This window comes from Pseudomonas fluorescens (genome assembly GCF_001307275.1).
Lineage (GTDB): Bacteria > Pseudomonadota > Gammaproteobacteria > Pseudomonadales > Pseudomonadaceae > Aquipseudomonas > Aquipseudomonas fluorescens_AA.
On sequence record NZ_CP012831.1, the window covers coordinates 604,840 to 628,418 of the forward strand.

A 23,579-nucleotide genomic window follows, 5' to 3' on the forward strand; every position below is an offset into this window, starting at 1 on the left:
AGGTCCAGGGGTGAACACAATATTTGCGAACACCCCCAACCAACTGTGGGAGATCATTGCCATGAACGAGTTGCTCGGCTGAAAGCCTTGTGGCGCCTGGCCTGGCGCCATCGCGAGCAAGCTCGCTCCCACAGGTCCAGGGGTGAACACAATATTTGCGAACACCCCCCCCCCCCCCCCCCCCCCAACCAACTGTGGGAGATCATTGCCATGAACGAGTTGCCCGGCTGAAAGCCTTGTAGCGCCTGGCCTGGCGCCATCGCGAGCAAGCTCGGCTCCCACAGGTCCAGGGGTGAACACAATATTTGCGAACACCCCCCAACCAACTGTGGGAGCCGAGCTTGCTCGCGATGGCGGCCCTGCATTCAACATCACCTTTGACTGACCTACCGCTATCGCGAGCAGGCTCGCTCCCACAAGATCCGAGGGTGACCGCAGCTTCTGTGGACACCGCAAATCCATTGTGGGAGCGAGCCTGCTCGCGATAGCCCTCACGCCAATCCCTACTGTTGGCACAGATCTCGCTTAAACAAACCCACAGGTAACCAACGGCGGTTGCCCCACCTACGACAAAGACGTCGCACACCCTCCTTGCCTCTCTGGCGATCCGGGTTGCGGCGTTTTTTTGTTTTGGCTCTTCGGAGCCGGTGGTGCGACCACAGACGGCGCACTGCTCTAAGCACTGACTCATTTCTCGAGACTTTTACAGCTGAGGTGCGCGATGAATTCAAGCTTCTGGAAATCCGGCCACACCCCGACACTGTTCGCGGCCTTCCTCTACTTCGACCTGAGTTTCATGGTCTGGTACCTGCTCGGCCCACTGGCGGTGCAGATCTCCGCCGACCTGCACCTGACCACCCAACAACGCGGCCTGATGGTGGCGACGCCGATCCTGGCCGGTGCCGTACTGCGCCTGTTCATGGGCCTGCTGGCCGACCGGATTTCACCGAAGACCGCCGGCATGGTCGGCCAGGTGATTGTGATCGGTGCGCTGTTCTGCGCCTGGAAACTGGGCATCCACAGCTACGAGCAAGCCTTGTTGCTGGGCTTGTTCCTGGGCGTGGCCGGCGCGTCGTTCGCCGTGGCCCTGCCGCTGGCGTCCCAGTGGTATCCGCCACAGCACCAGGGCAAGGCCATGGGCATCGCTGGCGCCGGTAACTCGGGCACCGTGCTCGCAGCGTTGATCGCTCCAGTGATGGCGGTGGCCTTCGGCTGGACCAATGTGTTCGGCTTCGCGCTGATCCCCCTGGTGCTGACCCTGGTGCTCTTCGCCTGGCTGGCCAAGAACGCCCCCGAGCGGCCGAAAGCCAAATCCATGGCCGACTACCTCAAGGCCCTGGGCGATCGTGACAGCTGGTGGTTCATGTTCTTCTACAGCGTGACCTTCGGCGGTTTCATCGGCCTGGCCAGCGCCCTGCCCGGCTATTTCAACGACCAATACGGCCTGAGCCCGGTCACCGCCGGCTACTACACCGCCGCCTGCGTCTTCGGTGGCAGCCTGATGCGGCCCTTGGGCGGTGCCCTGGCGGACCGTTTCGGCGGCATCCGCACCTTGCTGGGCATGTACACCGTAGCGGCGGTCTGCATCGCGGCGGTGGGCTTCAACCTGCCGAGCTCCTATGCGGCCCTGGCCCTGTTCGTCTGCACCATGCTCGGTTTGGGTGCGGGTAACGGCGCGGTGTTCCAACTGGTGCCACAACGCTTCCGTCGCGAAATCGGCGTGATGACCGGGCTGATCGGCATGGCCGGCGGCATCGGTGGCTTCGCCCTGGCGGCGGGCATGGGGGCGATCAAGCAAAGCACCGGCAGCTATCAACTGGCGCTGTGGTTGTTCGCCAGCCTCGGTGTCCTGGCCTGGTTCGGCCTGCACGGCGTCAAGCGTCGCTGGAGAACCACTTGGGGTTCGGCCGCCGTCACCGCTGCTCGGGTATAACCTGCAACCATGAGCCTGCAATTGAGCTTCGCCGAAGCCAGTGCCATTGGCCCGCGGGAGGAAAACCAGGACGCCCTGCGCCTGGTCACCCCCGCCCCGGCCCTGGCCGCCAGCAAGGGTTACCTGTTCGCCATCGCCGACGGCGTGAGCCAATGCGCCGATGGCGGGCTGGCCGCCCGTTCGACCTTGCAGGCCCTGGCCCTGGACTACTATTCCACGCCACAAACCTGGGGCGTGGCCCAGGCCCTGGACCGGCTGTTGCTGGCACAGAATCGTTGGCTGCAGGCCAACGGTGGCGGGCAACCGCTGCTCACCACCGTCAGTGCCCTGGTCCTGCGAGGCCGGCGCTTCACCCTCGCGCATGTCGGCGATTGCCGGGTCTACCGCTGGCACGCCGATCATCTGCAACGGGTCAGCGAGGATCACGTCTGGGAACAGCAGGGCATGCAACATGTGCTCAAGCGCGCCCTGGGCCTGGATCAACACCTGATCCTCGACTTTCTCGACGGTGAACTGCGCATCGACGAAACTTTCGTATTGCTCAGCGACGGCGTCTGGGCGGTCTTGGGGGACACGGCCATCGCCGGCATTCTTCGGGACCAACCGGACCTGGACCTCGCCGCCCAGACCCTGGTCAACGCCGCGCACCTGGCCGGTAGCCAGGACAACGCCAGCGCCTTGTTGGTGCGGGTCGATGCGGTGGGCGAAGCCAGCATCGGCGATGCCCTGATCCAGTTGCAGCAATGGCCCCTGCCGCCGGCGCTGAAACCGGGCCAGGTCTTCGAGGGTTGGCAGATCGAAAGCCTGCTCGGCCACAGCCAGCAATCGTTGCTCTACCGGGTACACGACGGCCAAGGCCAACCCTGGCTGCTGAAAACCCTGCCCGTGCAGCTACGGGACGACAGCCGGGCCGGACAGGCCTTGCTCTCGGAAGAATGGTTTCTCAAGCGGGTCGCCGGACGACAGTTTCCCGAGGTCCATGGCGTTCCCCAGCGGCAGCACTTGTACTATGTGATGCGGGAGTATCCGGGGGCGACCCTGGCCGAACTGTTCAACCAGGGTGGACCGCTGCCTCTGGCGCAATGGCTGGACCTGGCGCAACGGCTGGTGCGGGCCGTGGGCCTGTTGCATCGAAGGCAGATCTACCACCGCGACATCAAGCCGGAAAACCTGCACCTGGGCGACGACGGGGAATTGCGCTTGCTGGATTTTGGGTTGGCGTACTGCCCGGGCCTGTCCGAAGACCAGGCCAACGTGTTGCCCGGCACCCCCAGCTACATCGCCCCGGAAGCCTTCGGCGGCACCGCGCCCACGGCCCAACAGGATTTGTATGCCGTCGGCGTGACCGTGTATTTCCTGCTGACCGGGCATTATCCCTACGGCGAGATCGAAGCCTTCCAGCGCCCGCGTTTCGGTGTGCCGGTCAGTGCCAGCCGCTATCGGCCGGACCTGCCCGAATGGCTCGGGCAAAGCCTGGAACGCGCCGTCGCGGCGGACCCGGGCCAGCGCTTTGAAACCGCCGAAGAGTGGTTATTGCTGCTGGAACAGGGCGAGCGCCGCAGCTTGAGCGTAAGGCCCAGGCCATTGCTGGAGCGCGAACCGCTGAAGGTCTGGCGGACGTTGGCGCTGGTGTCGTTGGTGGTGAATGTTGTGCTGCTGTTTTTAGTGTTTCATAGCTGAGATCCGGTCGCGCCTATCGCGAGCAAGCTCGCTCCCACAGGTTTTGCATCCACCGCAGATCCAGTGTGGGAGCGAGCTTGCTCGCGATGGCGGCCTGATCGTCCATACAACTGCTCCTGCAAGACGCTCCATTACCGGGCAACCCGCTTTGATTCGGTGCAATAAATCCTCTTCAACTCCATTCACACGCCTTCCCCCCTCAATAAATCCGCGCCTTCCAGCCACTTGGCACAACCACTGCATAACCTCTCTCACCATACATAAAGCAACGCCTCCAACGATGAAGGCGGTGCTTCCCGAGAGAACGGGACCAGGACAAAGGCGTCCTCGCTAGCTTGCTAGCGGGACGCCTTTTTTTGTTTTCGTAAAAATTGCCGAGCCAGTCCGATCGCCGTGATGAAACGGGCCTGGCTTGCGGAGAACCCTGATGAAAAAACTCAAACTGGTAATGATCGGCAACGGCATGGCCGGGGTTCGAACCCTCGAGGAACTGCTCAAGCTGAGCAACGAGCTGTACGACATCACGGTGTTCGGCGCCGAGCCCCACACCAACTACAACCGCATCCTGCTCTCGCCGGTGCTGGCCGGTGAGCAGACATTCGAAGAGATCGTGCTCAACGACCTGAGCTGGTACCTGGACAACAACATCAAGCTGCTGCTCAACCGCAAAGTGGTGGAGATCGACCGGGTCAAGCGCCGGGTCATCGCCGAAGACGGCAGCGAAGCCGAATACGACCGCCTGCTCATCGCCACCGGCTCCACCCCGTTCATCCTGCCGATCCCCGGCAATACCCTGGACGGCGTGATCGGCTACCGCGACATCGCCGACACCCAGGCGATGATCGACACCGCCAAGACCCACAAGCACGCCGTGGTCATCGGTGGCGGCCTGCTGGGCCTGGAAGCCGCCAATGGCTTGAAGCTGCGGGGCATGGACGTGACCGTGGTGCACCTGGGCGAATGGTTGCTGGAACGGCAACTGGACAAGACCAGCGGCCAATTGCTGCAGACCGCCCTGGAAAACCGGGGCCTGAAGTTCCGCCTCAGCGAGCAGACCCAGGCCTTGCACGACGCCGGCAATGGCCGGGTCGGCTCGGTGCAGTTCAAGAACGGCGACATCATCCCCGCCGATCTGGTGGTGATGGCCGCCGGCATCCGCCCCAACACCGCGCTGGCGGAAAAATCCGGCATCCCGTGCAACCGTGGGATCCTGGTCAACGACACGATGCAAACCTACGACCCGCGCATCTACGCCATCGGTGAATGCGCCAACCACCGCGGCACTGCCTACGGTTTGGTCGCACCGCTGTTCGAACAGGCCAAGGTCTGCGCCAACCACCTCGCCCAACTGGGCTTCGCCACTTACAAGGGCTCGGTCACGTCGACCAAGTTGAAAGTCACCGGCATCGACCTGTTCTCCGCCGGCGACTTCATGGGCGGCGAAGGCACCGAGACCATCACCCTTTCCGACCCCATCGGCGGCGTCTACAAAAAACTGGTGATCAAGGACGACGTGCTGGTCGGTGCCTGCCTGTATGGCGATACGGCGGACGGCGGCTGGTACTTCCGCCAGATCCGTGAAAACCACGGCATCAGCGAGATCCGCGATCACCTGATGTTCGGCGAAAACGCCTTGGGCGACGTCGGCCACCAAGGCCAGGACAAAGCCATGAGCATGGCCGACAGCGCCGAAGTCTGCGGCTGCAACGGCGTGTGCAAGGGCGCCATCGTCAAGGCGATCCAGGAGCACGGGCTGTTCAGCGTCGATGACGTGAAAAAACACACCAAGGCCGCCAGCTCCTGCGGCTCCTGCGCCGGCCTGGTGGAGCAGATCCTGATCAACACCGTCGGCGGCGCGGCGGACGTCAAACCCAAGAGCGAAAAAGCCATCTGCGGTTGCAGCGACCTCAACCACGGCCAGATCCGCCAGGCGATCCGCGACCAGCACCTGCTGACCATCGCCGGGGCCATGAGCTACCTGAACTGGCGCACCCCGAACGGCTGCGCCACTTGCCGCCCGGCGCTGAACTACTACCTGATCTCCACCTGGCCCGGCGAAGCCCAGGACGACCCGCAGTCGCGCCTGATCAACGAACGCGCCCACGCCAACATCCAGAAAGACGGCACCTACTCCGTGGTTCCGCGGATGTGGGGCGGCGTGACCAATCCTTCGGAACTGCGGCGCATCGCCGACGTGGCCGACAAGTACAACGTACCCATGGTCAAGGTCACCGGCGGCCAGCGTATCGACCTGCTGGGGATCAAGAAGCAGGACCTGCCCGGCGTCTGGAAAGACCTCGACATGCCGTCCGGCCACGCCTACGGCAAATCCATCCGCACCGTGAAGACCTGCGTGGGCAGCGAGTTCTGCCGCTTCGGCACGCAGAACTCGACGCAACTGGGCATCGAGCTGGAACACGACCTGTTCAACATGTGGTCCCCCCACAAGGTCAAGCTGGCCGTCTCCGGTTGCCCACGCAACTGCTCGGAAGCCGGGATCAAGGACGTCGGGATCATTGGCGTCGACTCCGGCTGGGAGATGTACATCGGTGGCAACGGCGGGATCAAGACCGAGGTCGCCGAATTCTTCGTCAAGCTCAAGACCGCTGAAGAAGTGCGTGAATACAACGGCGCCTTCCTGCAGTTGTACCGCGAGGAAGCCTTCTACCTCGAACGCACTGTGCATTACATGCAGCGAGTTGGCATGGAGCACATCAAGAAAGCCGTGCTGGAAGACCCCGAGCGGCGCAAGGCCCTCCACGAACGCCTGAAGTTTTCCCTGTCGCTGGAACAGGACCCTTGGAAGCAACGCCTGGAACAGCCTCAGTTGAAGAAAGAATTCGAGGTCATCCCTGTGAAAAACCTGGAGGTGCCGGCATGAACTGGTTGGATATCTGCGCACTGGAAGAGATCAATATCCTCGGTTCGCGCATCATCAATGGCCCCAAAGGCGATATCGCGATTTTCCGCACCAGCGACGATGAAGTGTTCGCCCTCGATGACCGTTGCCCGCACAAGGGCGGCCCGTTGTCCCAAGGCTTGGTCTACGGCAAGCGCGTGGCCTGCCCGCTGCACAACTGGCAGATCGACCTGGAAAGCGGCCAGGCCCAAGCCCCCGACGTGGGCTGCGCCCATCATCATTCGGCCCGGGTGGAAAACGGCCGGGTGCAGTTGGCCCTGCGGGACGCAAGCTGATGAACCGCCAGATCACTGCCTCGACCTGCTGTTATTGCGGGGTCGGTTGCGGCGTCCTGATCGAGCATGACGACGAGCGCATCCTCGGCGTCAGCGGCGATCCCGCCCACCCGGCCAACTTCGGCAAACTGTGCAGCAAGGGGTCCACCCTGCACCTGACCGGCGACCTCGCCGCCCGCGCCCTGTACCCGGAACTGCGCCTGGGCAAAGGCCTGGCCCGGGCCCGTACCGACTGGGACAGCGCCCTGGATCACGCCGCCAGCGTCTTCGCGGCGACCATCGCCGAACACGGCCCCGACAGCGTGGCGTTCTACATCTCCGGCCAGTTACTGACCGAGGATTACTACGCCTTCAACAAACTCGCCCGGGCATTGGTGGGCACCAACAACATCGACAGCAATTCCCGGCTGTGCATGTCCTCCGCCGTGGTGGGCTACAAACGCAGCCTCGGCGCCGACGCCCCGCCCTGCAGCTATGAAGACCTGGAGCTGAGCGACTGCGTGATGATCGTCGGCAGTAACATGGCCTACGCCCATCCCATCCTCTTTCGCCGCCTCGAAGAAGCCAAATCCCGCCGGCCGCAGATGAAAATCATCGTCATCGATCCCCGGCGCACCGACACCTGCGACCTGGCGGACCTGCACCTGGCGATCCTGCCGGGCACCGATGTCGCCTTGTTCCATGGAATTTTGCACCTGCTGCTGTGGGAAGACTGGGTCGACCGCGACTTCATCAACGCCCACACCGAAGGTTTGGCGGACCTGAAGAACCTGGTACGCGACTACACCCCGGCGATGGTCGCCCAGTTGTGCGGCATCAGCGTCGAACAACTGCACCAGTGCGCCGAATGGGTCGGCACCTCGCCGAGCTTCCTGTCGTTGTGGTGCATGGGCCTGAACCAGTCCACCGCCGGCAGCGCGAAAAACAGCGCGTTGATCAACCTGCACCTGGCCACCGGGCAAATCGGCCGGCCGGGTGCTGGGCCCTTCTCACTGACCGGCCAACCCAATGCCATGGGCGGACGGGAAACCGGCAGCCTGTCGAACCTGTTGCCGGGCCACCGCGAAGCGGCCAACCCGGAGCACCGCTCCGACGTCGCCCGTTACTGGGGCGTCGAGCAATTGCCCGCCACCACCGGCTTGAGCGCCATCGAGCTGTTCGAGCAGGTGCGCAACGGCAAGATCAAGGCCTTGTGGATCGCCTGCACCAACCCGGCCCAGTCGATGCCGGACCAGACAGCGGTACGCGAGGCCCTGCAAGCCTGCCCGTTCGTGGTGTTGCAGGAAGCCTTCCGGACCACCGAGACCGCTGCCTTTGCCGACCTGCTGCTGCCGGCAGCCAGTTGGGGCGAGAAGGAAGGCTCGGTGACCAACTCCGAACGGCGTATTTCCCACGTCCGTCGGGCCATCGGCGCACCGGGTGAAGCACGGCCGGACTGGGCAATCACAGTGGATTTCGCACAACGCCTGGAGAAACGTCTGCGCCCAGGCCAACCCAGCCTGTTCGCCTTCGACACCCCGGCCCAACTGTTCGATGAATACAAGCAACTGACCCGTGGCCGCGACCTGGACTTGTCCGGCATCAGCCATGCCCTGATCGACCGCCTCGGCCCTCAGCAATGGCCCTTCCCGGATGGCGCCACGGTCGGGACGGCGCGCCTGTACGTGGACGGGATTTTCCCGACCGACAGTGGCCGAGCGCGCTTCGTGGCCGATCCCTATCGCGCCGCCCAGGAACTGCGTGACGCCCGCTACCCATTGACCCTCAACACTGGCCGCTTGCGTGACCAGTGGCACGGCATGAGCCGCACCGGCACCGCCGCGCAGCTGTTTGGGCATGTGAACGAAGCCGTACTCAGCCTGCATCCCGATGAACTGCAGCGGCATCGCCTGCAAGCGGGCGACCTGGTCAGCCTCAAGAGCCGTCGCGGCAGCGTGATCGTGGCGGTGGACAGCGACGACAGCGTGCGCCCCGGCCAAGCGTTCCTGCCCATGCACTGGGGTGATCGATTCCTCAAGGGCGGCGTGAATACCCTGACTCAACCGGCTTTCGACCCCTTGTCGAAACAACCGGAACTCAAGCACAGCGGCGTGCGCCTGGAGCCGGTGAACCTGCCTTGGCAGCTTTTCGCCTTGATCGAAGGCGATGTTCAACAGCATCTGGAGGCGCTGCGCCCCCTGTGCGAGGCGTTTTCCTACGTCAGCCTGAGCCTGACCGGCCGTGAGCGTCCCGCGTTGCTGATTCGCGCTGCCAGCGCCGTTGCACCCGAACCGCAACTGCTCCAGGCCATCGACCAGCAATTGGGCCTGATCGACGGGCCGGTGCTGGCCTATGACGACCCGCGTCGCGCCATCGGCAAACGGGTGCGCATCGAAAACGGCCGCATAACCGCCATTCGCCTGGCCGGCGAAACCCTGGCTCGGCACTGGCTGCAGAACCTGTGGCTCGAAGGCCGTGCCGATGAACAACTGCGGCGCTGGCTGCTGGCGCCTTTGAGCGCGCCGCCAGGCAATGTCGGCGCCGCAACGGGTGGCAGCAAAACCCTGTGCAACTGCATGAACGTCAGCCAGCGTGCGATCTGCGCAGGCATTGAACGTGGCTTGGACTTGCAGGGGCTTAAACAGGAATTGGGCTGTGGCACGCAATGCGGTTCCTGCGTACCGGAAATCAAACGCCTGCTGGTTGCCACTGCGCAACCGCTGGCGGCTATCTCGTGAGGAAAACACTATGAACGCAAAAGTCTGGCTGGTGGGTGCAGGTCCCGGTGACCCTGAATTACTGACCCTCAAAGCCGTGCGCGCCTTGGGCGAGGCCGACGTGGTGTTGATCGACGACCTGGTCAATGCCGCGGTGCTGGAGCACTGCCCCGCTGCGCGCATCATTGCCGTGGGCAAGCGCGGCGGCTGTCGCTCCACCCCCCAGGCCTTCATTCATCGGCTGATGCTGCGTTATGCCCGCCAGGGCAAATGCGTGGTGCGCCTCAAGGGCGGCGACCCGTGCATCTTCGGCCGCGGCGGCGAAGAAGCGCAGTGGTTGCGCGAGCATGGCGTCGAGGTGGAGCTGGTCAACGGCATCACCGCCGGCCTCGCGGGGGCGACCCAGTGCGATATTCCACTGACCCTGCGCGGGATTGCCCGGGGCGTGACCCTCGTCACGGCCCACACCCAGGACGGTAGCAGCCTGAACTGGCAAGCCTTGGCTCAAAGCGGCACAACGCTGGTGGTGTACATGGGCGTGGCGAAACTGAGCGAGATCCGTGAGCAGTTGCTGGCCGGTGGCCTGGCGGCGAACACGCCCGTGGCCATGATCGAAAACGCCTCCCTGCCCCACCAGCGTGATTGCCGCAGCGACCTGGCCTCGATGGAAGCCGATGCCAGCGCCTTCCAGCTCAAGAGCCCGGCGATCCTGGTGATTGGCGCGGTGGCCGGTGCTGCCGAACTGGCCGCATCACAGCCTGCGTGGGTTCAGGCTTCGGCGCTGTAACAAACAACACCCAACCCAATGTGGGAGCGAGCTTGCTCGCGATAGCGTCGGGTCAGCAGCATCAATACTGGCTGACACACCGCTATCGCGAGCAAGCTCGCTCCCACAGGTGTTGTGTTTAACCAACGGTCTTGCGGCAACGCCCCCCTCATTTTCATAAATCCCGGGCAAAGAAAAGCCCGGCCTAGGCCGGGCTTTTCCAAAGCTGTGGGCTAATTACTTAGCTTGAGCTTCAACCTGCGCTTCTACGCGACGGTTAACTGCACGACCAGCTTCAGTGGCGTTGTCGGCAACTGGGCGGGTTTCGCCGTAGCCAACAGACTGAACGCGGGACGATTCAACACCGTACTGGTTGGTCAGAACTTGCTTAACGGCGTTTGCACGACGCTCGGACAGTTTCTGGTTGTAAGCGTCAGGACCGACGGAGTCAGTGTGACCTTCAACAGTGGTGCTGGTGGATGGGTACTGCTTCATGAAGTCAGCCAGGTTCTTGATATCGCCGTAGCTGTTAGGCTTGACGACCGACTTGTCGAAGTCGAACTTGACGTCCAGCTCAACACGAACGACTTCGGCAACTGCTGGGCAGCCATCAGCGTCAACGGTTACGTTGGCTGGGGTGTCAGGGCACTTGTCGACGTTGTCGCACACGCCGTCGTTGTCGCTGTCGGAGCAGACTTCAGCCGGAGCTGGAACTGGAGCAGCAGCAGGCTTGGAGCCGCCACCGAAGTTCACACCGATACCAACGCTTGGCGCCCACTCGGTGTCGCCCTGGTCGATGTTGTACTGAGCTTCAACGCCGGCACGGGCGTAGAAGTTCTCGGTGAAATACAGCTTGGCGCCGCCACCAACGTTGGCGAAGGTAGAACGGTTACGACCGTTGCTGCCATTCTGGTCGATGCTCTGGTCGGAGAAGCCGGCCGAAACGTAAGGACGCAGCATGTCGCCTGGGTTGTTGAAGTGGTACAGGGCGTCCAGAGCGGTGTTGGCGCCCTTGACGTTAGTGCCGTCGTCGGTACGTGCGTTGTGCACTTCGTCGTAGGCCAGACGCAGTTCAACGTCGTCGGTCAGAAAGTAACCAACCGAACCGCCGAACAGGTTGCCGTTGTTCTTGAAGTTACGAGCGCTGTCGAATTGTTCTTTCTTGGCGAAGCCTTCGATTTCAACTGCGCCTTGGCCTTGTGCCAGAGCGCCGAACGAAGTGGCAGCAATCAAAGAACCAATGGCAAAGCCCAAGGTGTTTTTCAGTTTCATCCGTTAAATCCCCATCTGGTGATTGTGAAGCAGTCCCGCAAACCGGGGGACAACTCGGCGGCAAGTCTATCAGAACTTGCCTACACGTAAGAGATATTTGCGCCGAACTAAGTTTCAGCAATGCCCGCAAATTTCTCACGCAATTTGTCAAGAGCGCGCTTGTAACGCATTTTTGTCGCGCTCAAACCCATGTGCATTATGTCTGCGATCTCCTGGAATTCCAGCTCTGCGACAAATCGTAGCACCAGAATTTCCCGGTCGATCGGGTTTACATAGACCAGCCAGCGATCGAGTCCACCCTTTTCCTCGGGCTTGGGCGCCTTATCTTCCGACGCTTCCTCGAGAGGGTCCAGGCTCAACGCGTCCATCAAGCGACGCTTTCGCCGTTCCTTGCGATACTGCGTGATGCATTCGTTGTACGTGATGCTGTAGAGCCAGGTCTTGAACTTCGATTTCCCCTCGAAGTTCTTCAGGCCATACAGCACCTTCAACATCACCTCCTGACAGACATCGTCAGCATCACGATCGTTCCCGAGATAACGCGCACAAACGTTAAATAAAGTTCTCTGGTAGCGACGCATCAACTCTTCATAGGCGCGTGTTACGTGGAACAGCTCCGTATGCGCGCGCGCGACCAACTCCTCATCGGAGAGATCACGGGGGTCGTAGCGCGTGGATAGCGATTGGGGTTTGTTCAAAACAAGTCGGGCCGACAGTCTAGGTCAATGTGCGCCGCAGCCTGTGGTAGCAGGCATTTCGCGGCGGCATACATTAGCAGGGTTTGCCGGGTTAGCGGCTACTCACATGCTGTTCCAGCAGGATCCGATTGGAAAGCGACACCAACTCGCCCTCCTCGGTCAGCAATGTGGTTTTCACCGTGCCGATCTCCTCGATCTGGCCTTCGACCTCGCCAACACGCACTTGTTGCCCAACCTCATACAATTCACGCACATAGATTCCCGCAAGAATCTGACCGGCGATTTCCCGGCTTCCCAATCCCATTGCCAGCGCAACCGCCAGACCAACGGTAATCAATACGATCACGATCACGTGGTTGAGCAGGTCAGTCTTGACCTCCAACTGGCTGATCGCCACCGAAATACTGATGATAATCACCAGGCCCTGGGCGATACGCCCCACGCCAGCGGCATAGTCCAGCCCGACGCCTTCGGCCGCTCCGCGCACCAGCCCATTGGCCAGTTGTGCCAGCAGGACACCCACCAGCAACACCAGCGCAGCACCAAAAACCTTCGGCAAATACAATGCAAGCATATCGAGCGTAGCTGAAACTCGCTCAAGGCCAAGGGATTCTGCTGCGGAAACCAGGAAAATCAGCAATACGAACCAATAGACGATCTTGCCGACCAAGGTCGAGATCGGCACCTGGATGCCGCCACGGGACAGCAACTTGGTCAGGCCGGTGCCGCCCATCAGGCGATCGAGACCCAGCTTGGCGAGCAACTTGGACAGCAGCGTGTCCAGCAGCTTGGCCACGACAAAACCCAACAACAGCACCACCAACGCCCCGAAGAGGTTCGGGATGAAGTTGGCTACCTTGGTCCACAACGCAGTCATTGCCGTGACGAGGCTCTGGGTCCAGAGATCAAGTTCCATATTCAATCAGCCTTATCAGCGGTGCGAGTAACAGGTTTACGGCGGGAAACCGGCGAGACATGGGCCGATCCGTTATTCAGGGCGATCATCAGTGCGGGCAACCAGCGGCCCAGCAGACTGAACAGGTCGCCCGCGCCGACCTGGCGGTTGGCGGTTTTCAGTACACGTCCCAGGCATGCATCGTCGTCCCGGCTGGACGGCGAGGCCTTGAGCATGTCGCGCAAAGACTGTTCAAACGGATCGTGCATACGCACCTCTCGTGATGTCTGTGGAAGACGCGATCAAATTTCGTCGGGTCACATGAAACCCCTGTCACACCCAGCGCAAACGGCGGAACAACCACCACTGCCCCAGTGCCACGCAGATCATCAGCAGGCACGCGACCATGAAACCGTAGGGGCTTTCGGAAAACGGAATGCCGCCGACGTTGATACCTAAAAGGCCGGTGAGAAAACTCATCGGCAGGAAAATCCCGGTGACGATGCCGAAGCGGTACATGGTGCGGTTCATGCGCACCGAAAGGCGCCGGTCTTCGGCCTCCAGCACAAGCCCCACGCGCTCTCGAGTCAATTCCAGCTCCTCGAGGTAACGGGTCAGGCTGTTGTTCAATTCGTTCCAATAGTCGCCGTCGTCATCGAAAAACCAGGGCAGCTTGAGCCGCGTCATCTGGCCGAAGATGTCCCGCTGTGGCGCCAGGAATCGCTTGAGTCCGGCGGCCCTTCGACGGATGTGCAAAATGGCGTCGTGCTCGGGGGTATACCGTTCGTCGGTATCAAGCTTTTCTTCCTCGCCATCGACGATTTCGGACAGGCAAGTGACCAGGTCCTGCACCTTGTTGGTGAGGTATTGCGCCATATAAAGGATGAGTTCGGAGGCCGTTTTCGGCCCCTTGCCCTCGGCCAGTTGCGCCAACAGTTCATCGGTGGCGCGCAACGGACGCAGGCGCAGGGAGATCACCCGCTGGGCGGACGCGAAGATCCGTACCGACACCATGTCTTCCGGCTCGGCGCCCGGGTTGAGGTTGATCCCCCGCAGGAACAGCAGCAGTTCGGCGTTGGGCAACGGCAACAAGCGCGGCCGGGTGTTCTCTTCGAGCAGCAGGTCGCAGTTGAATTCGCTCAGGCCGCTGGATTTGCGCAGCCAGGTGTGGGTTTGCGGATGACTGCGATCCCAGTGCAGCCACAGGCTTTCGTGGGCCTGCAACTGCAAATCGTCGAGTTCGGTCCGGGCTATGGAACGCGCGCCGCCTTTACCGTCCAGCACCAGGGCATGCACCAGCCCCCATTGCGCGTTTTCTTCCTCGAACATCCTCATCCCTTATGGCTGTGGCGCTTCATTCAGGCATTTTCAGCGGGCTTGGCGAAACGATCACGCCGTTGTTGTCGGCGTAGACATACTCGCCCGGGCGGAACGTCACGCCGGCAAAGGTCACTGCCACATTGAGCTCGCCGACACCACGCCGGTCGGTCTTCATCGGATGGCTGGCCAGGGCCTGGACCCCGAGGTCGGTCTGGGCGATGACGTCGACGTCGCGGATGCAACCGTAGATCACCAGCCCTTCCCAGCCATTTTTCGCGGCTTTTTCCGCCAGCATGTCCCCCAGCAGTGCCCGGCGCAGGGAACCGCCGCCGTCGACCACCAGCACCTTGCCGTTGCCCTTGAGTTCAACCTGCTCCTTGACCCGCGAGTTGTCCTCGAAGCACTTGATGGTCACGATTTCGCCGCCGAAGGAATCGCGGCCACCGAAATTGCTGAACATCGGTTCCAACACCTGCACCAGTTCCGGGTAGGCGTCGCACAGGTCGGGCGTGAGGTAATGGTTCATCGAACAACTCCTGGAAGGCTGGAACGTCAGACTGAATGAGCAACCGTTTGTGACTGGAACTGCTTGAAGCGTCATATCTTAGCCGCAAGCCGACCAGAGCGAAATGCCCTTGTCAGAGCCTTCGCCTCAAACCGCCTCGGCCAACTGGGGCTGTTCTGCCAGCAGGGGGGCCTGTTGATCCTCGAGCCAACGCGCCACCAACGGCCAGACCTCAAGGTGGGCGGCCTTGCTGACCAGCATCTCGACATGACCGAAATCGTCAGTGAAACCCTGTCTCCGGCCCAGGCAGACAAACTGCTTGTGCACGGAGCCGATCTGATCGAAAAGCTTGCGGCAAGCCCAGGTCGGGTCCTGGTGATCACCCGCGGCACTCACCGCCAGCACCGGCAACTGGACATCGGCCAACCCGGCCCACCAGTTCTTCTCGGCATCGCCGAAACGCCCGAACAAACCGTACCAACGCATACTTTCCAGGGCCAGGCCGATAGGCTCGTCCTCGGGGCCACGCTTGAGCCTCGAGCCGGATAACTGGGCAAAGCGCTTGAGAATGAAGCGACCGCTCCATTCCACCGGCGGAATCTTCAGCGGCCAGTAGGTGCGGCTGACCTGGGTGCCGAAAAACGCCGCCGACGCCACGGCAGGCTCGCCCAGGTAGTGGCCGCCCAAGGCTGCCGCCAGGGTGATGCCCCCCAGGGAATGACCGATCCAGTGGGGAACCTGCCCGCTCTGTTCACGCACGAAGGCGCCAATGGCCGGCAAATCGTAGCGGGCGTAGTCGGCCACTCGATTGTGGCGATAGCCCTGGTTGCGCTGGGAGAGCCCATGGCCGCGCATCTCGGGGATCCACACGTCGAATCCCAGGCGTGCCAGGTACGCCCCCAGGCCCAGGCCCTTGGGCGAATACCAGAAGCGCCGGTTGGAAAAACTGCCGTGCAACAGGATCACCGGGACGCCACGGGTTTCACCCGCGTCGGCCATGCCCAGCCGGGTCACGGCCAGCTCGACGCTGTAGTCCGGGCTGTTGCCGGGTTTCAAGCGATAGACATCTTCGCTCAGATCACCGCGCCGCTCGGCGCTGATCAGGGCGACAGGAAAAAGGTTGCTGCTGCTTTGCATAATCTTCTTGCACAAAAAAAGACGACTGTGGGAGCGAGCTTGCTCGCGATTGCGGTGGATCAGCAAAATAATCTTGGCTGACACTCCGCTATCGCGAGCAAGCTCGCTCCCACATAGGTTACCCGGCTTACATTACCGGTGAGGTCCCTTCACTCGATCAGACCGCCGCCTGACCCTCGGCCAGGAAGAACCAGGTTTCCAGCACCGAGTCGGGGTTCAACGAAACGCTTTCGATGCCCTGCTCCATCAGCCACTTGGCCAGGTCCGGGTGGTCCGAAGGCCCCTGGCCGCAGATGCCGATGTACTTGCCGGCCTTGTTGCAGGCGGCGATGGCATTGGCCAGCAGCTTCTTGACCGCCGGGTTCCGCTCGTCGAACAGGTGAGCGATGATCCCGGAATCGCGGTCCAGGCCCAGGGTCAGCTGGGTCAGGTCGTTGGAACCGATGGAGAAACCGTCGAAAAACTCGAGGAACTCTTCAGCCAGGATGGCGTTGGACGGCAGTTCGCACATCATGATCACGCGCAGGCCATTGTCGCCACGGGCCAGGCCGTTTTCCGCCAGCAGGTCGACGACCTGGCTCGCTTCGCCCAGGGTCCGCACGAACGGCACCATGATCTCGACGTTGGTCAGGCCCATCTCGTTGCGCACGCGCTTGAGGGCGCGGCACTCGAGTTCGAAGCAGTCGCGGAACGATTCGCTGATATAGCGCGACGCACCACGGAAGCCCAGCATCGGGTTCTCTTCTTCCGGCTCGTAGAGCTTGCCGCCGATCAGGTTGGCGTATTCGTTGGACTTGAAGTCCGACAGGCGCACGATGACCTTTTTCGGCCAGAACGCCGCCGCCAGGGTGCTGATGCCTTCCACCAGCTTCTCGACGTAGAAACCGACCGGATCGTTGTAGCCGGCAATGCGCTTGTCGACGCTGTCCTTGATTTCCTGGGGCAGGCCGTCGTAGTTCAGCAGTGCCTTGGGGTGCACGCCGATCATGCGGTTGATGATGAACTCCAGGCGGGCCAGGCCCACACCGGCGTTCGGCAACTGCGCGAAGTCGAAGGCGCGGTCCGGGTTGCCGACGTTCATCATGATCTTGAACGGCAGCTCCGGCATGGCGTCCACGGAGTTCTTCTTGATGTCGAAGCCCAGTTCACCCTCGAAGATGTAGCCGGTATCGCCTTCGGCGCAGGAAACGGTCACGCCCTGGCCATCCTTGAGCAGTTGGGTGGCGTTGCCGCAACCCACCACGGCCGGGATCCCCAGTTCACGGGCGATGATCGCCGCGTGGCAGGTACGCCCGCCGCGGTTGGTGACGATGGCGCTGGCGCGCTTCATCACCGGTTCCCAGTCCGGGTCGGTCATGTCGGAGACCAGTACGTCGCCGGCCTGGACCTTGTCCATCTCCGAGACATCCTTGATGATCCGTACCTTGCCCGCGCCGATGCGCTGGCCAATGGCCCGGCCTTCCACCAGCACGGTGCCGGTTTCCTTGAGCAGGTAGCGCTCCATGACGTTGGCCTGGGTGCGGCTTTTCACGGTTTCCGGACGGGCCTGCACGATATACAGCTTGCCGTCGTCACCGTCCTTGGCCCACTCGATGTCCATCGGGCACTTGTAGTGCTGCTCGATGATCATTGCCTGCTTGGCCAGCTCGCTGACCTCGGCGTCGCTCAGGCAGAAACGCGCGCGCTCGGCCTTGTCCACGTCGACGGTCTTCACCGAGCGACCGGCCTTGGCTTCGTCGCCGTAGATCATCTTGATGGCCTTGCTGCCCAGGTTGCGGCGCAGGATGGCCGGGCGACCGGCTTGCAGCGTGCCCTTGTGAACGTAGAACTCATCCGGGTTCACCGCGCCCTGCACGACGGTTTCACCCAGGCCGTAGGCGCCGGTGATGAACACCACGTCACGGAAGCCGGACTCGGTGTCGAGGGTGAACATCACGCCGGCGGTGCCGGTTTCGGAGCGGACCATGCGCTGCACACCGGCGGACAGGGCGACCAGCTTGTGGTCGAAGCCCTGGTGCACGCGGTAGGAAATGGCACGGTCGTTGAAAAGGGAGGCGAAGACTTCCTTGGCGGCACGGATGACGTTTTCCACGCCACGGATGTTCAGGAAGGTTTCCTGCTGGCCGGCGAAGGAGGCATCCGGCAGGTCTTCGGCGGTGGCCGAGGAACGCACGGCGACGGCGATATCGGGATTGCCTTCGGACAGCTTGGCGAAAGCGGTGCGGATCTCGGCGTTCAGTTTCTCGGGGAACTCGGCTTCCATGATCCATTGACGGATCTGGGCACCGGTCTTGGCCAGGGCGTTGACGTCATCGACGTCCAGGGCATCGAGCGCATCGTGGATCTGCTTGTTCAGGCCGCTCAGTTCCAGGAAATCACGATAAGCCTGGGCGGTCGTGGCGAAGCCACCTGGCACCGATACGCCGGCACCGGCGAGGTTGCTGATCATCTCGCCCAGGGATGCGTTCTTGCCCCCCACATGCTCCACATCATGGACGCCGAGCTTATCGAGGGAAACTACGTACTCTACCAAGGTGATCTCTCCACTAACTGTGTTGGAAAAGCTCAAGGCACCGGCGGCTCCAGGGGAGCGCTTGCCGGCGATATGGCCTGGACCTGGAAAATAAGTGAGAATGCGGGCCACTGGCGGCCGGCAAATCGCGCCTATCATATCCAAGAATCGTCACTAGCTCACTAGCTTAAGGCCCAAGGCGCAAATGAAACGATCTGCTTTCTTTATCTCCGACGGCACCGGCATCACGGCCGAAACGCTAGGCCAGAGCCTGTTGGCACAGTTCGAAAACATTACCTTCGCCAAATTCATACGTCCGTACATCGACAGCGTCGACAAGGCGCGGGCCATGGTACAGCAAATCAATAAAGCCGCCGAAACCGACGGTTTCCGCCCGATCATCTTCGATACCATCGTCAATCAGGACATCCGTGAGATTCTTGCAACGTCCAATGGTTTCATGATCGACATTTTTTCCACCTTCCTGGCGCCCTTGGAACAGGAACTGAGCGAGCACTCTTCCTACTCGGTCGGCAAGTCCCATTCCATTGGCCACAACTCCAACTACATGGAGCGGATCGAGGCGGTGAACTTCGCGCTGGACAACGATGACGGCGCCCGCACGCATTATTACGACAAGGCCGACCTGATCCTAGTGGGCGTGTCGCGTTGTGGTAAGACACCGACGTGCCTGTACATGGCGATGCAATTCGGCATCCGCGCGGCCAACTATCCGCTGACCGAAGACGACATGGAGCGCCTGCAACTGCCCAGCGCCCTGCGCGCCCACCAGCACAAGCTGTTCGGCCTGACCATCGACCCGGACCGCCTCACGGCGATCCGCAACGAGCGCAAGCCCAACAGTCGTTATTCAAGCTACGCCCAGTGCGAGTTCGAAGTGCGTGAGGTGGAAAACCTGTTCCGGCGGGAGAACATTCCCCATATCAACTCCACGCATTTTTCCGTGGAAGAGATTTCGGCGAAGATCCTGGTGGAGAAAGGGGTGGAGCGGCGGTTCAAATAACCAGGCGGTGTGCCAGAAAACCTGTGGGAGCGAGCTTGCTCGCGATGACGGAGTGTCAGCCAACATTGATCTTGCCGACCCGCCGCAATCGCGAGCAAGCTCGCTCCCACAAGGGTTGGGAAGTCTTCCGGCCTATGGTTTCAACCGCTCAACCAACGCCTGCCCCACCGCCAGCGCCGACGCCGGGTTCTGGCCGGTAATCAATTCCCGATCCGTCACCACATGGGCAGTCCACGGCGTGGTGTTGCTGCTGTACTGCCCGCCAGCCTGCTGCAACGCGGTCTGTGGGTAGAATTTCATGCTCCCACCGCCCAGCAGCCCCTTGGCCAGTTCTTCTTCCTGATTGCTGATCACGGTCATTTTGTACCCGGCGTAGATCCAATTCGACGGGGCCGAGGCCTGGCCTTTGGTAGTCAACTGACCAACGAAGCCCTTGGCATCAGGCAGGGCCGACAGCAACGCGATCGGCCCGTGGCAAACCAGCGCGGTGGTCTTGCCCTTGTCATGGAAGTGCGTCAACACCCGCCCCAGCGGTGCGCTCGTGAGCAAATCCTGCATGGGCGCATGCCCGCCGGGAATGTACAGGGCATCGAACTGCTCCAGACCGATCTGCTCGACACGGGCCAGGCTGATCACCGGCGAGTCCTTGGCCGAAGTGATGTTCAGTTGAGCCAGCAACGCCTGGTAGCGCTCCAGCTCCGCCGGATCATTGTTGAAGTACATCTTGTCCACCGAGGACCGGTCCAGCGTCGGCGCCTTGCCCTCCGGGGTGGCGAACGTCACGTGGTGACCGGCATCCAGCAACAGCTTCACCGGTTGCAGCAATTCGTTGAGGTAAAACCCGGTGGGGAAAACCTTGCCGTTGTTCAGATCCAGATGATCGGAATCCGACAGGACCACCAGCACGTTATCGGCATGGGCCGCGACGCCAATACCCGCCAGAACGACAGACGTTGCCAAGGTCGTGAGCTTTTTCATGATGACTCCAGGCTGTTTCGATAAAAGATGCGCTCACTGTATTGATGCGCTCACCGGCGATAAACTGGCGCACCGGAACATCACTTGGCCCCTGGAGGCAACAATGGCCCGTCGATTCGATTATCTGGCCGACGTGGAAGCCTTCGTCACGGTCGTGGAAAAAGGCACGCTCAGCGCCGGTGCCGTGGCACTGGGCACTACGCCTTCGGTCCTGAGCCGCGCCATCTCCCGCCTCGAAGCCCGGCTCGGCGTGCAACTGTTGCGACGCACGACCCGGCGCCTGAACCTGACCGATGCCGGCACCTTGTACCTGGAACAGTCGCGCTCGGCCTTTGCCCTGATTGACGACGCCGAGCGGCGAATCCAGGGCCAGGACGGTGTCTTGACCGGTCGTGTGCGCTTGAGCGTACCGACCACCTACGGTCATTACCGCCTGCCATCGCTGCTGTCGCGTTTCGCCGAAGCTTACCCGCAAGTTCGGGTCGAGCTGAGTATCACCAACCGCAATGTCGATCTGGTGGCCGAGGGGTATGACCTGGCGATCCGCCTTGGGCCGCTGCCGGACAGCGGCCTGGTCGGGCGTAAGCTCGAAGACGCCGGACTGTGCCTGGTGGCCGCGCCGCATTACCTGCAGCGCGCCGGAACGCCCCGGCACGTCGATGAACTGGCTGCCCACGCCTGCCTGCCCTTCGTAATGCCCAGCAGCGGACGCATCGCACCCTGGCTGTTTCGCGACAATCATGAAGACCGGGAATGGCTGCCGACGGGCAATGTGCAAGTGTCCGATGATGTATTGGGTATCGTGTCCCTGGCACAGGCCGGGATGGGGATCTGCCAGACCTATGAATTCATTGTCCGGGAGCGAATCGAGCGTGGGGAACTGATGGCTTTGCTGGAGGACTTTGGCGGGCGCAGCCGACCCTTTTCAATCATCTACCCGCCCCATCGGCAATTGCCGGCGGCGGCACGGGCGTTGATTGATTTTTTGATCGAGCGATAGCTGGTAACGCCGGCCGGCCTCTGTGGGAGCGAGCTCGCTCGCGATTACGGAGTGTCAGCCGGCATTGATGTTGCCGATCCGCCGCTATCGCGAGCAAGCTCGCTCCCACAGCGGTTCTGATGTGACTGCAAGATTTGCATTCTCCCGCAGCCTTCCTGTGGATAACTTTCTTGCTGCCACAGGCTCTACATTTTAGTGGGTCGCAGCCGCCTGCTCGTCCATTTTCTTGCGCAGGCTCAGCGGGCGCATGTCGGTCCAGACTTCTTCGATGTAGGCCAGGCACTCCTTCTTGAAGCCGCTTTTACCGACGGTACGCCAGCCCTCGGGGACGGCCTTGTAGTCTGGCCAGATCGAATATTGCTCTTCGTGGTTGACCACGACCTGAAAGACGATGTCCTCGCGGTCGAATACTGAAGTCATGGGTGTCTCTCCATCTTTGCTCGAGGTTCGCTGCGTCACATGCGCAGCCAGGATATGAAAGGAACGTACGGGGCCGGCTGAAAATTAGCTCTCGGTGACCGCCGCATGCAGGGCTCGCCCGAAAATCTCGGCGACCCGGTCGATTTCGGCCCGGGTGATGATCAACGGTGGCAGGAACCGCACCACGCCGCCCTGGCGACCGCCCAGCTCCAGGATCAGCCCGCGCTTGAGGCATTCACGTTGCAGCCGTGGCGCCAGCTGTGCATGCACCGGTGGATGGCCCTGGGCGTCCGGCTTGCCCGCCGGGTCCACCAACTCGACACCGAGCATCAGCCCGCGACCGCGGATATCGCCCAGTTGCGGGTAGTCCCGCTGCAGGATGTGCAGGTGCTCGCTCAGGCGTTCGCCCATGGCGGCGGCGTGGGCCGGCAGGTCGTGCTCTCGCAGGTAACGCATGACCGCCGAGCCGGCGGCCATGGCCATCTGATTGCCACGGAAGGTCCCGGCGTGAGCGCCCGGCAACCAGGTGTCGAGCCAGTCGCGGTAAACCACCACCGCCAGCGGCAGGCTGCCGCCAATGGCCTTGGACAACACCACCACGTCCGGGATGATCCCGGCATGCTCGAAGGCAAACATCTTGCCGGTACGACCGAAGCCGCTCTGGATTTCATCGACGATCAACGCCACCCCTGCCTGCTCGGTGATCCGCCGCAAGCCGCGCAGCCAGTCCAGGTCGGCGGGAATGACTCCGCCCTCGCCCTGCACCACTTCGACGATGACCGCCGCCGGCAATTGCACGCCGGCCTCCGGGTCGTTCAGCAGGTTTTCCAGGTAATGCAGGTTGGCCTTCACGCCCTCGACACCGCCCAGCCCGAACGGGCAGCGGTAATTGTAGGGGTATGGCATGAACTGCACGCCGCTGCTGAGCAAGGCGCCCAAGGGTTTCTTCGGCCCCAGGCTGCCCATCAGGCTCAATGCCCCCTGACTCATGCCGTGATAACCGCCCTGGAACGACAGCACGGTGCTGCGTCCGGTCGCGGTACGCACCAGCTTGAGGGCGGCTTCCACCGCGTCGGTACCGGTGGGGCCGCAGAACTGGATCTTCGCCTCGGCGGCCAGCTCCACCGGCAACAGGCCGAACAGGTCCTGGACGAAGCGGTCCTTGACCGGCGTGGTCAGGTCCAGGGTGTGCAACGGCAGCTCGTCGGCCAGCACCTGCTGGATCGCGTCGATCACCACCGGGTGGTTATGCCCCAGCGCCAGCGTGCCGGCGCCGGCCAGGCAATCGATGAAGGTGCGGCCCTCGACGTCCTCGACATACAACCCCTTGGCGCGCTTGAGCGCCAGGGGTATGCGCCGTGGATAGCTGCGGGCATTGGACTCCTGCCGACTCTGGCGAGCCAGCAGCGGCGACTCATTGAACTGGTAGAGCGTCTCGGCCGGCACGGGGCTGACCCGGGCCGGCTGTGCTTCGATAAGGCTGTTGGCGACTGACATCTCTCGACCCCGCAGTACGTAGTGACCCAAAACGACACACCGGGCAGGTGC

The 23,579-nt window shown here is 62.1% G+C and carries 19 protein-coding genes; 8 read left to right on the forward strand and 11 right to left on the reverse strand.

Going from position 1 to position 23,579, the window contains the following annotated elements; all coding sequences use genetic code 11:
- Window positions 1-721: 721 nt before the first annotated feature.
- The 6 genes from AO356_RS02765 (at window position 722) to cobA (ending at window position 10,291) form a co-directional block, all read left to right on the forward strand.
- Window positions 722-1,933 carry a nitrate/nitrite transporter gene (locus AO356_RS02765; protein WP_025212688.1) on the forward strand — a complete coding sequence of 404 codons (1,212 nt, stop codon included), beginning with the start codon at window positions 722-724 and terminating at the stop codon, window positions 1,931-1,933.
- A 9-nt stretch (window positions 1,934-1,942) separates the two neighbouring features.
- Window positions 1,943-3,613: a bifunctional protein-serine/threonine kinase/phosphatase gene (locus AO356_RS02770; RefSeq protein WP_060738485.1), complete on the forward strand. Its 1,671-nt coding sequence runs from the start codon at window positions 1,943-1,945 to the stop codon at window positions 3,611-3,613.
- A gap of 427 nt (window positions 3,614-4,040) precedes the next feature.
- The gene (gene nirB, locus AO356_RS02775; RefSeq protein ID WP_060738486.1) at window positions 4,041-6,494 is read left to right on the forward strand and encodes a nitrite reductase large subunit NirB; all 2,454 of its coding nucleotides are present in this window, start codon (window positions 4,041-4,043) and stop codon (window positions 6,492-6,494) included.
- Window positions 6,491-6,808: a nitrite reductase small subunit NirD gene (gene nirD, locus AO356_RS02780; protein WP_018605256.1), complete on the forward strand. Its 318-nt coding sequence runs from the start codon at window positions 6,491-6,493 to the stop codon at window positions 6,806-6,808. Before nirB ends, nirD begins: the two co-directional genes overlap by 4 nt.
- The gene (locus AO356_RS02785; protein WP_060738487.1) at window positions 6,808-9,525 is read left to right on the forward strand and encodes a nitrate reductase; all 2,718 of its coding nucleotides are present in this window, start codon (window positions 6,808-6,810) and stop codon (window positions 9,523-9,525) included. Before nirD ends, AO356_RS02785 begins: the two co-directional genes overlap by 1 nt.
- A 10-nt stretch (window positions 9,526-9,535) precedes the next feature.
- Window positions 9,536-10,291: a uroporphyrinogen-III C-methyltransferase gene (gene cobA, locus AO356_RS02790; protein WP_060738488.1), complete on the forward strand. Its 756-nt coding sequence runs from the start codon at window positions 9,536-9,538 to the stop codon at window positions 10,289-10,291.
- 216 nt (window positions 10,292-10,507) lie between these two features.
- Here cobA and AO356_RS02795 read toward each other — a convergent pair whose 3' ends face one another.
- The 8 genes from AO356_RS02795 to ppsA form a co-directional block, all read right to left on the reverse strand.
- Window positions 10,508-11,542: an OmpA family protein gene (locus AO356_RS02795; RefSeq protein ID WP_060738489.1), complete on the reverse strand. Its 1,035-nt coding sequence runs from the start codon at window positions 11,540-11,542 to the stop codon at window positions 10,508-10,510.
- Window positions 11,543-11,649: 107 nt separating this feature from the next.
- Entirely contained in the window at window positions 11,650-12,240 is a 591-nt protein-coding gene (gene sigX / locus AO356_RS02800; RefSeq protein WP_003183614.1) for an RNA polymerase sigma factor SigX, read from the reverse strand.
- 91 nt (window positions 12,241-12,331) lie between these two features.
- The gene (locus AO356_RS02805) at window positions 12,332-13,156 is read right to left on the reverse strand and encodes a mechanosensitive ion channel family protein (protein WP_003199523.1); all 825 of its coding nucleotides are present in this window, start codon (window positions 13,154-13,156) and stop codon (window positions 12,332-12,334) included.
- 2 nt (window positions 13,157-13,158) lie between these two features.
- The gene (locus tag AO356_RS02810) at window positions 13,159-13,404 is read right to left on the reverse strand and encodes a hypothetical protein (protein ID WP_014337331.1); all 246 of its coding nucleotides are present in this window, start codon (window positions 13,402-13,404) and stop codon (window positions 13,159-13,161) included.
- A gap of 64 nt (window positions 13,405-13,468) precedes the next feature.
- Window positions 13,469-14,464, reverse strand: a complete 996-nt coding sequence (locus AO356_RS02815; RefSeq protein WP_060738490.1) for a zinc transporter ZntB — start codon at window positions 14,462-14,464, stop codon at window positions 13,469-13,471.
- A 25-nt stretch (window positions 14,465-14,489) separates the two neighbouring features.
- Entirely contained in the window at window positions 14,490-14,981 is a 492-nt protein-coding gene (rraA, locus tag AO356_RS02820) for a ribonuclease E activity regulator RraA (protein WP_060738491.1), read from the reverse strand.
- A 126-nt stretch (window positions 14,982-15,107) separates the two neighbouring features.
- Window positions 15,108-16,097, reverse strand: a complete 990-nt coding sequence (locus tag AO356_RS02825; RefSeq protein ID WP_060738492.1) for an alpha/beta fold hydrolase — start codon at window positions 16,095-16,097, stop codon at window positions 15,108-15,110.
- A gap of 157 nt (window positions 16,098-16,254) precedes the next feature.
- The gene (gene ppsA / locus AO356_RS02830; protein ID WP_060738493.1) at window positions 16,255-18,630 is read right to left on the reverse strand and encodes a phosphoenolpyruvate synthase; all 2,376 of its coding nucleotides are present in this window, start codon (window positions 18,628-18,630) and stop codon (window positions 16,255-16,257) included.
- 184 nt (window positions 18,631-18,814) lie between these two features.
- On the opposite strand from ppsA, the gene ppsR reads away from it, so the two are divergent.
- Window positions 18,815-19,633 carry a pyruvate, water dikinase regulatory protein gene (ppsR, locus tag AO356_RS02835; protein WP_003199510.1) on the forward strand — a complete coding sequence of 273 codons (819 nt, stop codon included), beginning with the start codon at window positions 18,815-18,817 and terminating at the stop codon, window positions 19,631-19,633.
- Window positions 19,634-19,765: 132 nt separating this feature from the next.
- On the opposite strand, the gene AO356_RS02840 is transcribed toward ppsR, so the two are convergent.
- Complete coding sequence (locus AO356_RS02840) at window positions 19,766-20,611, reverse strand: type 1 glutamine amidotransferase domain-containing protein (protein ID WP_060738494.1); 846 nt, start codon at window positions 20,609-20,611, stop codon at window positions 19,766-19,768.
- Window positions 20,612-20,714: 103 nt separating this feature from the next.
- Here AO356_RS02840 and AO356_RS02845 point away from each other — a divergent pair, with 103 nt between their 5' ends.
- Window positions 20,715-21,611: a LysR family transcriptional regulator gene (locus tag AO356_RS02845; protein WP_060738495.1), complete on the forward strand. Its 897-nt coding sequence runs from the start codon at window positions 20,715-20,717 to the stop codon at window positions 21,609-21,611.
- A gap of 192 nt (window positions 21,612-21,803) precedes the next feature.
- Here the strand turns inward: AO356_RS02845 and AO356_RS02850 are convergent, their stop codons facing one another.
- Together AO356_RS02850 and AO356_RS02855 are read right to left on the reverse strand one after the other, a co-directional pair.
- Window positions 21,804-22,031 (reverse strand): MbtH family protein, encoded by a 228-nt coding sequence (locus AO356_RS02850; protein ID WP_060738496.1) that lies wholly within the window; start codon window positions 22,029-22,031, stop codon window positions 21,804-21,806.
- 84 nt (window positions 22,032-22,115) lie between these two features.
- Complete coding sequence (locus tag AO356_RS02855; RefSeq protein WP_060738497.1) at window positions 22,116-23,528, reverse strand: aspartate aminotransferase family protein; 1,413 nt, start codon at window positions 23,526-23,528, stop codon at window positions 22,116-22,118.
- Window positions 23,529-23,579: the final 51 nt, after the last annotated feature.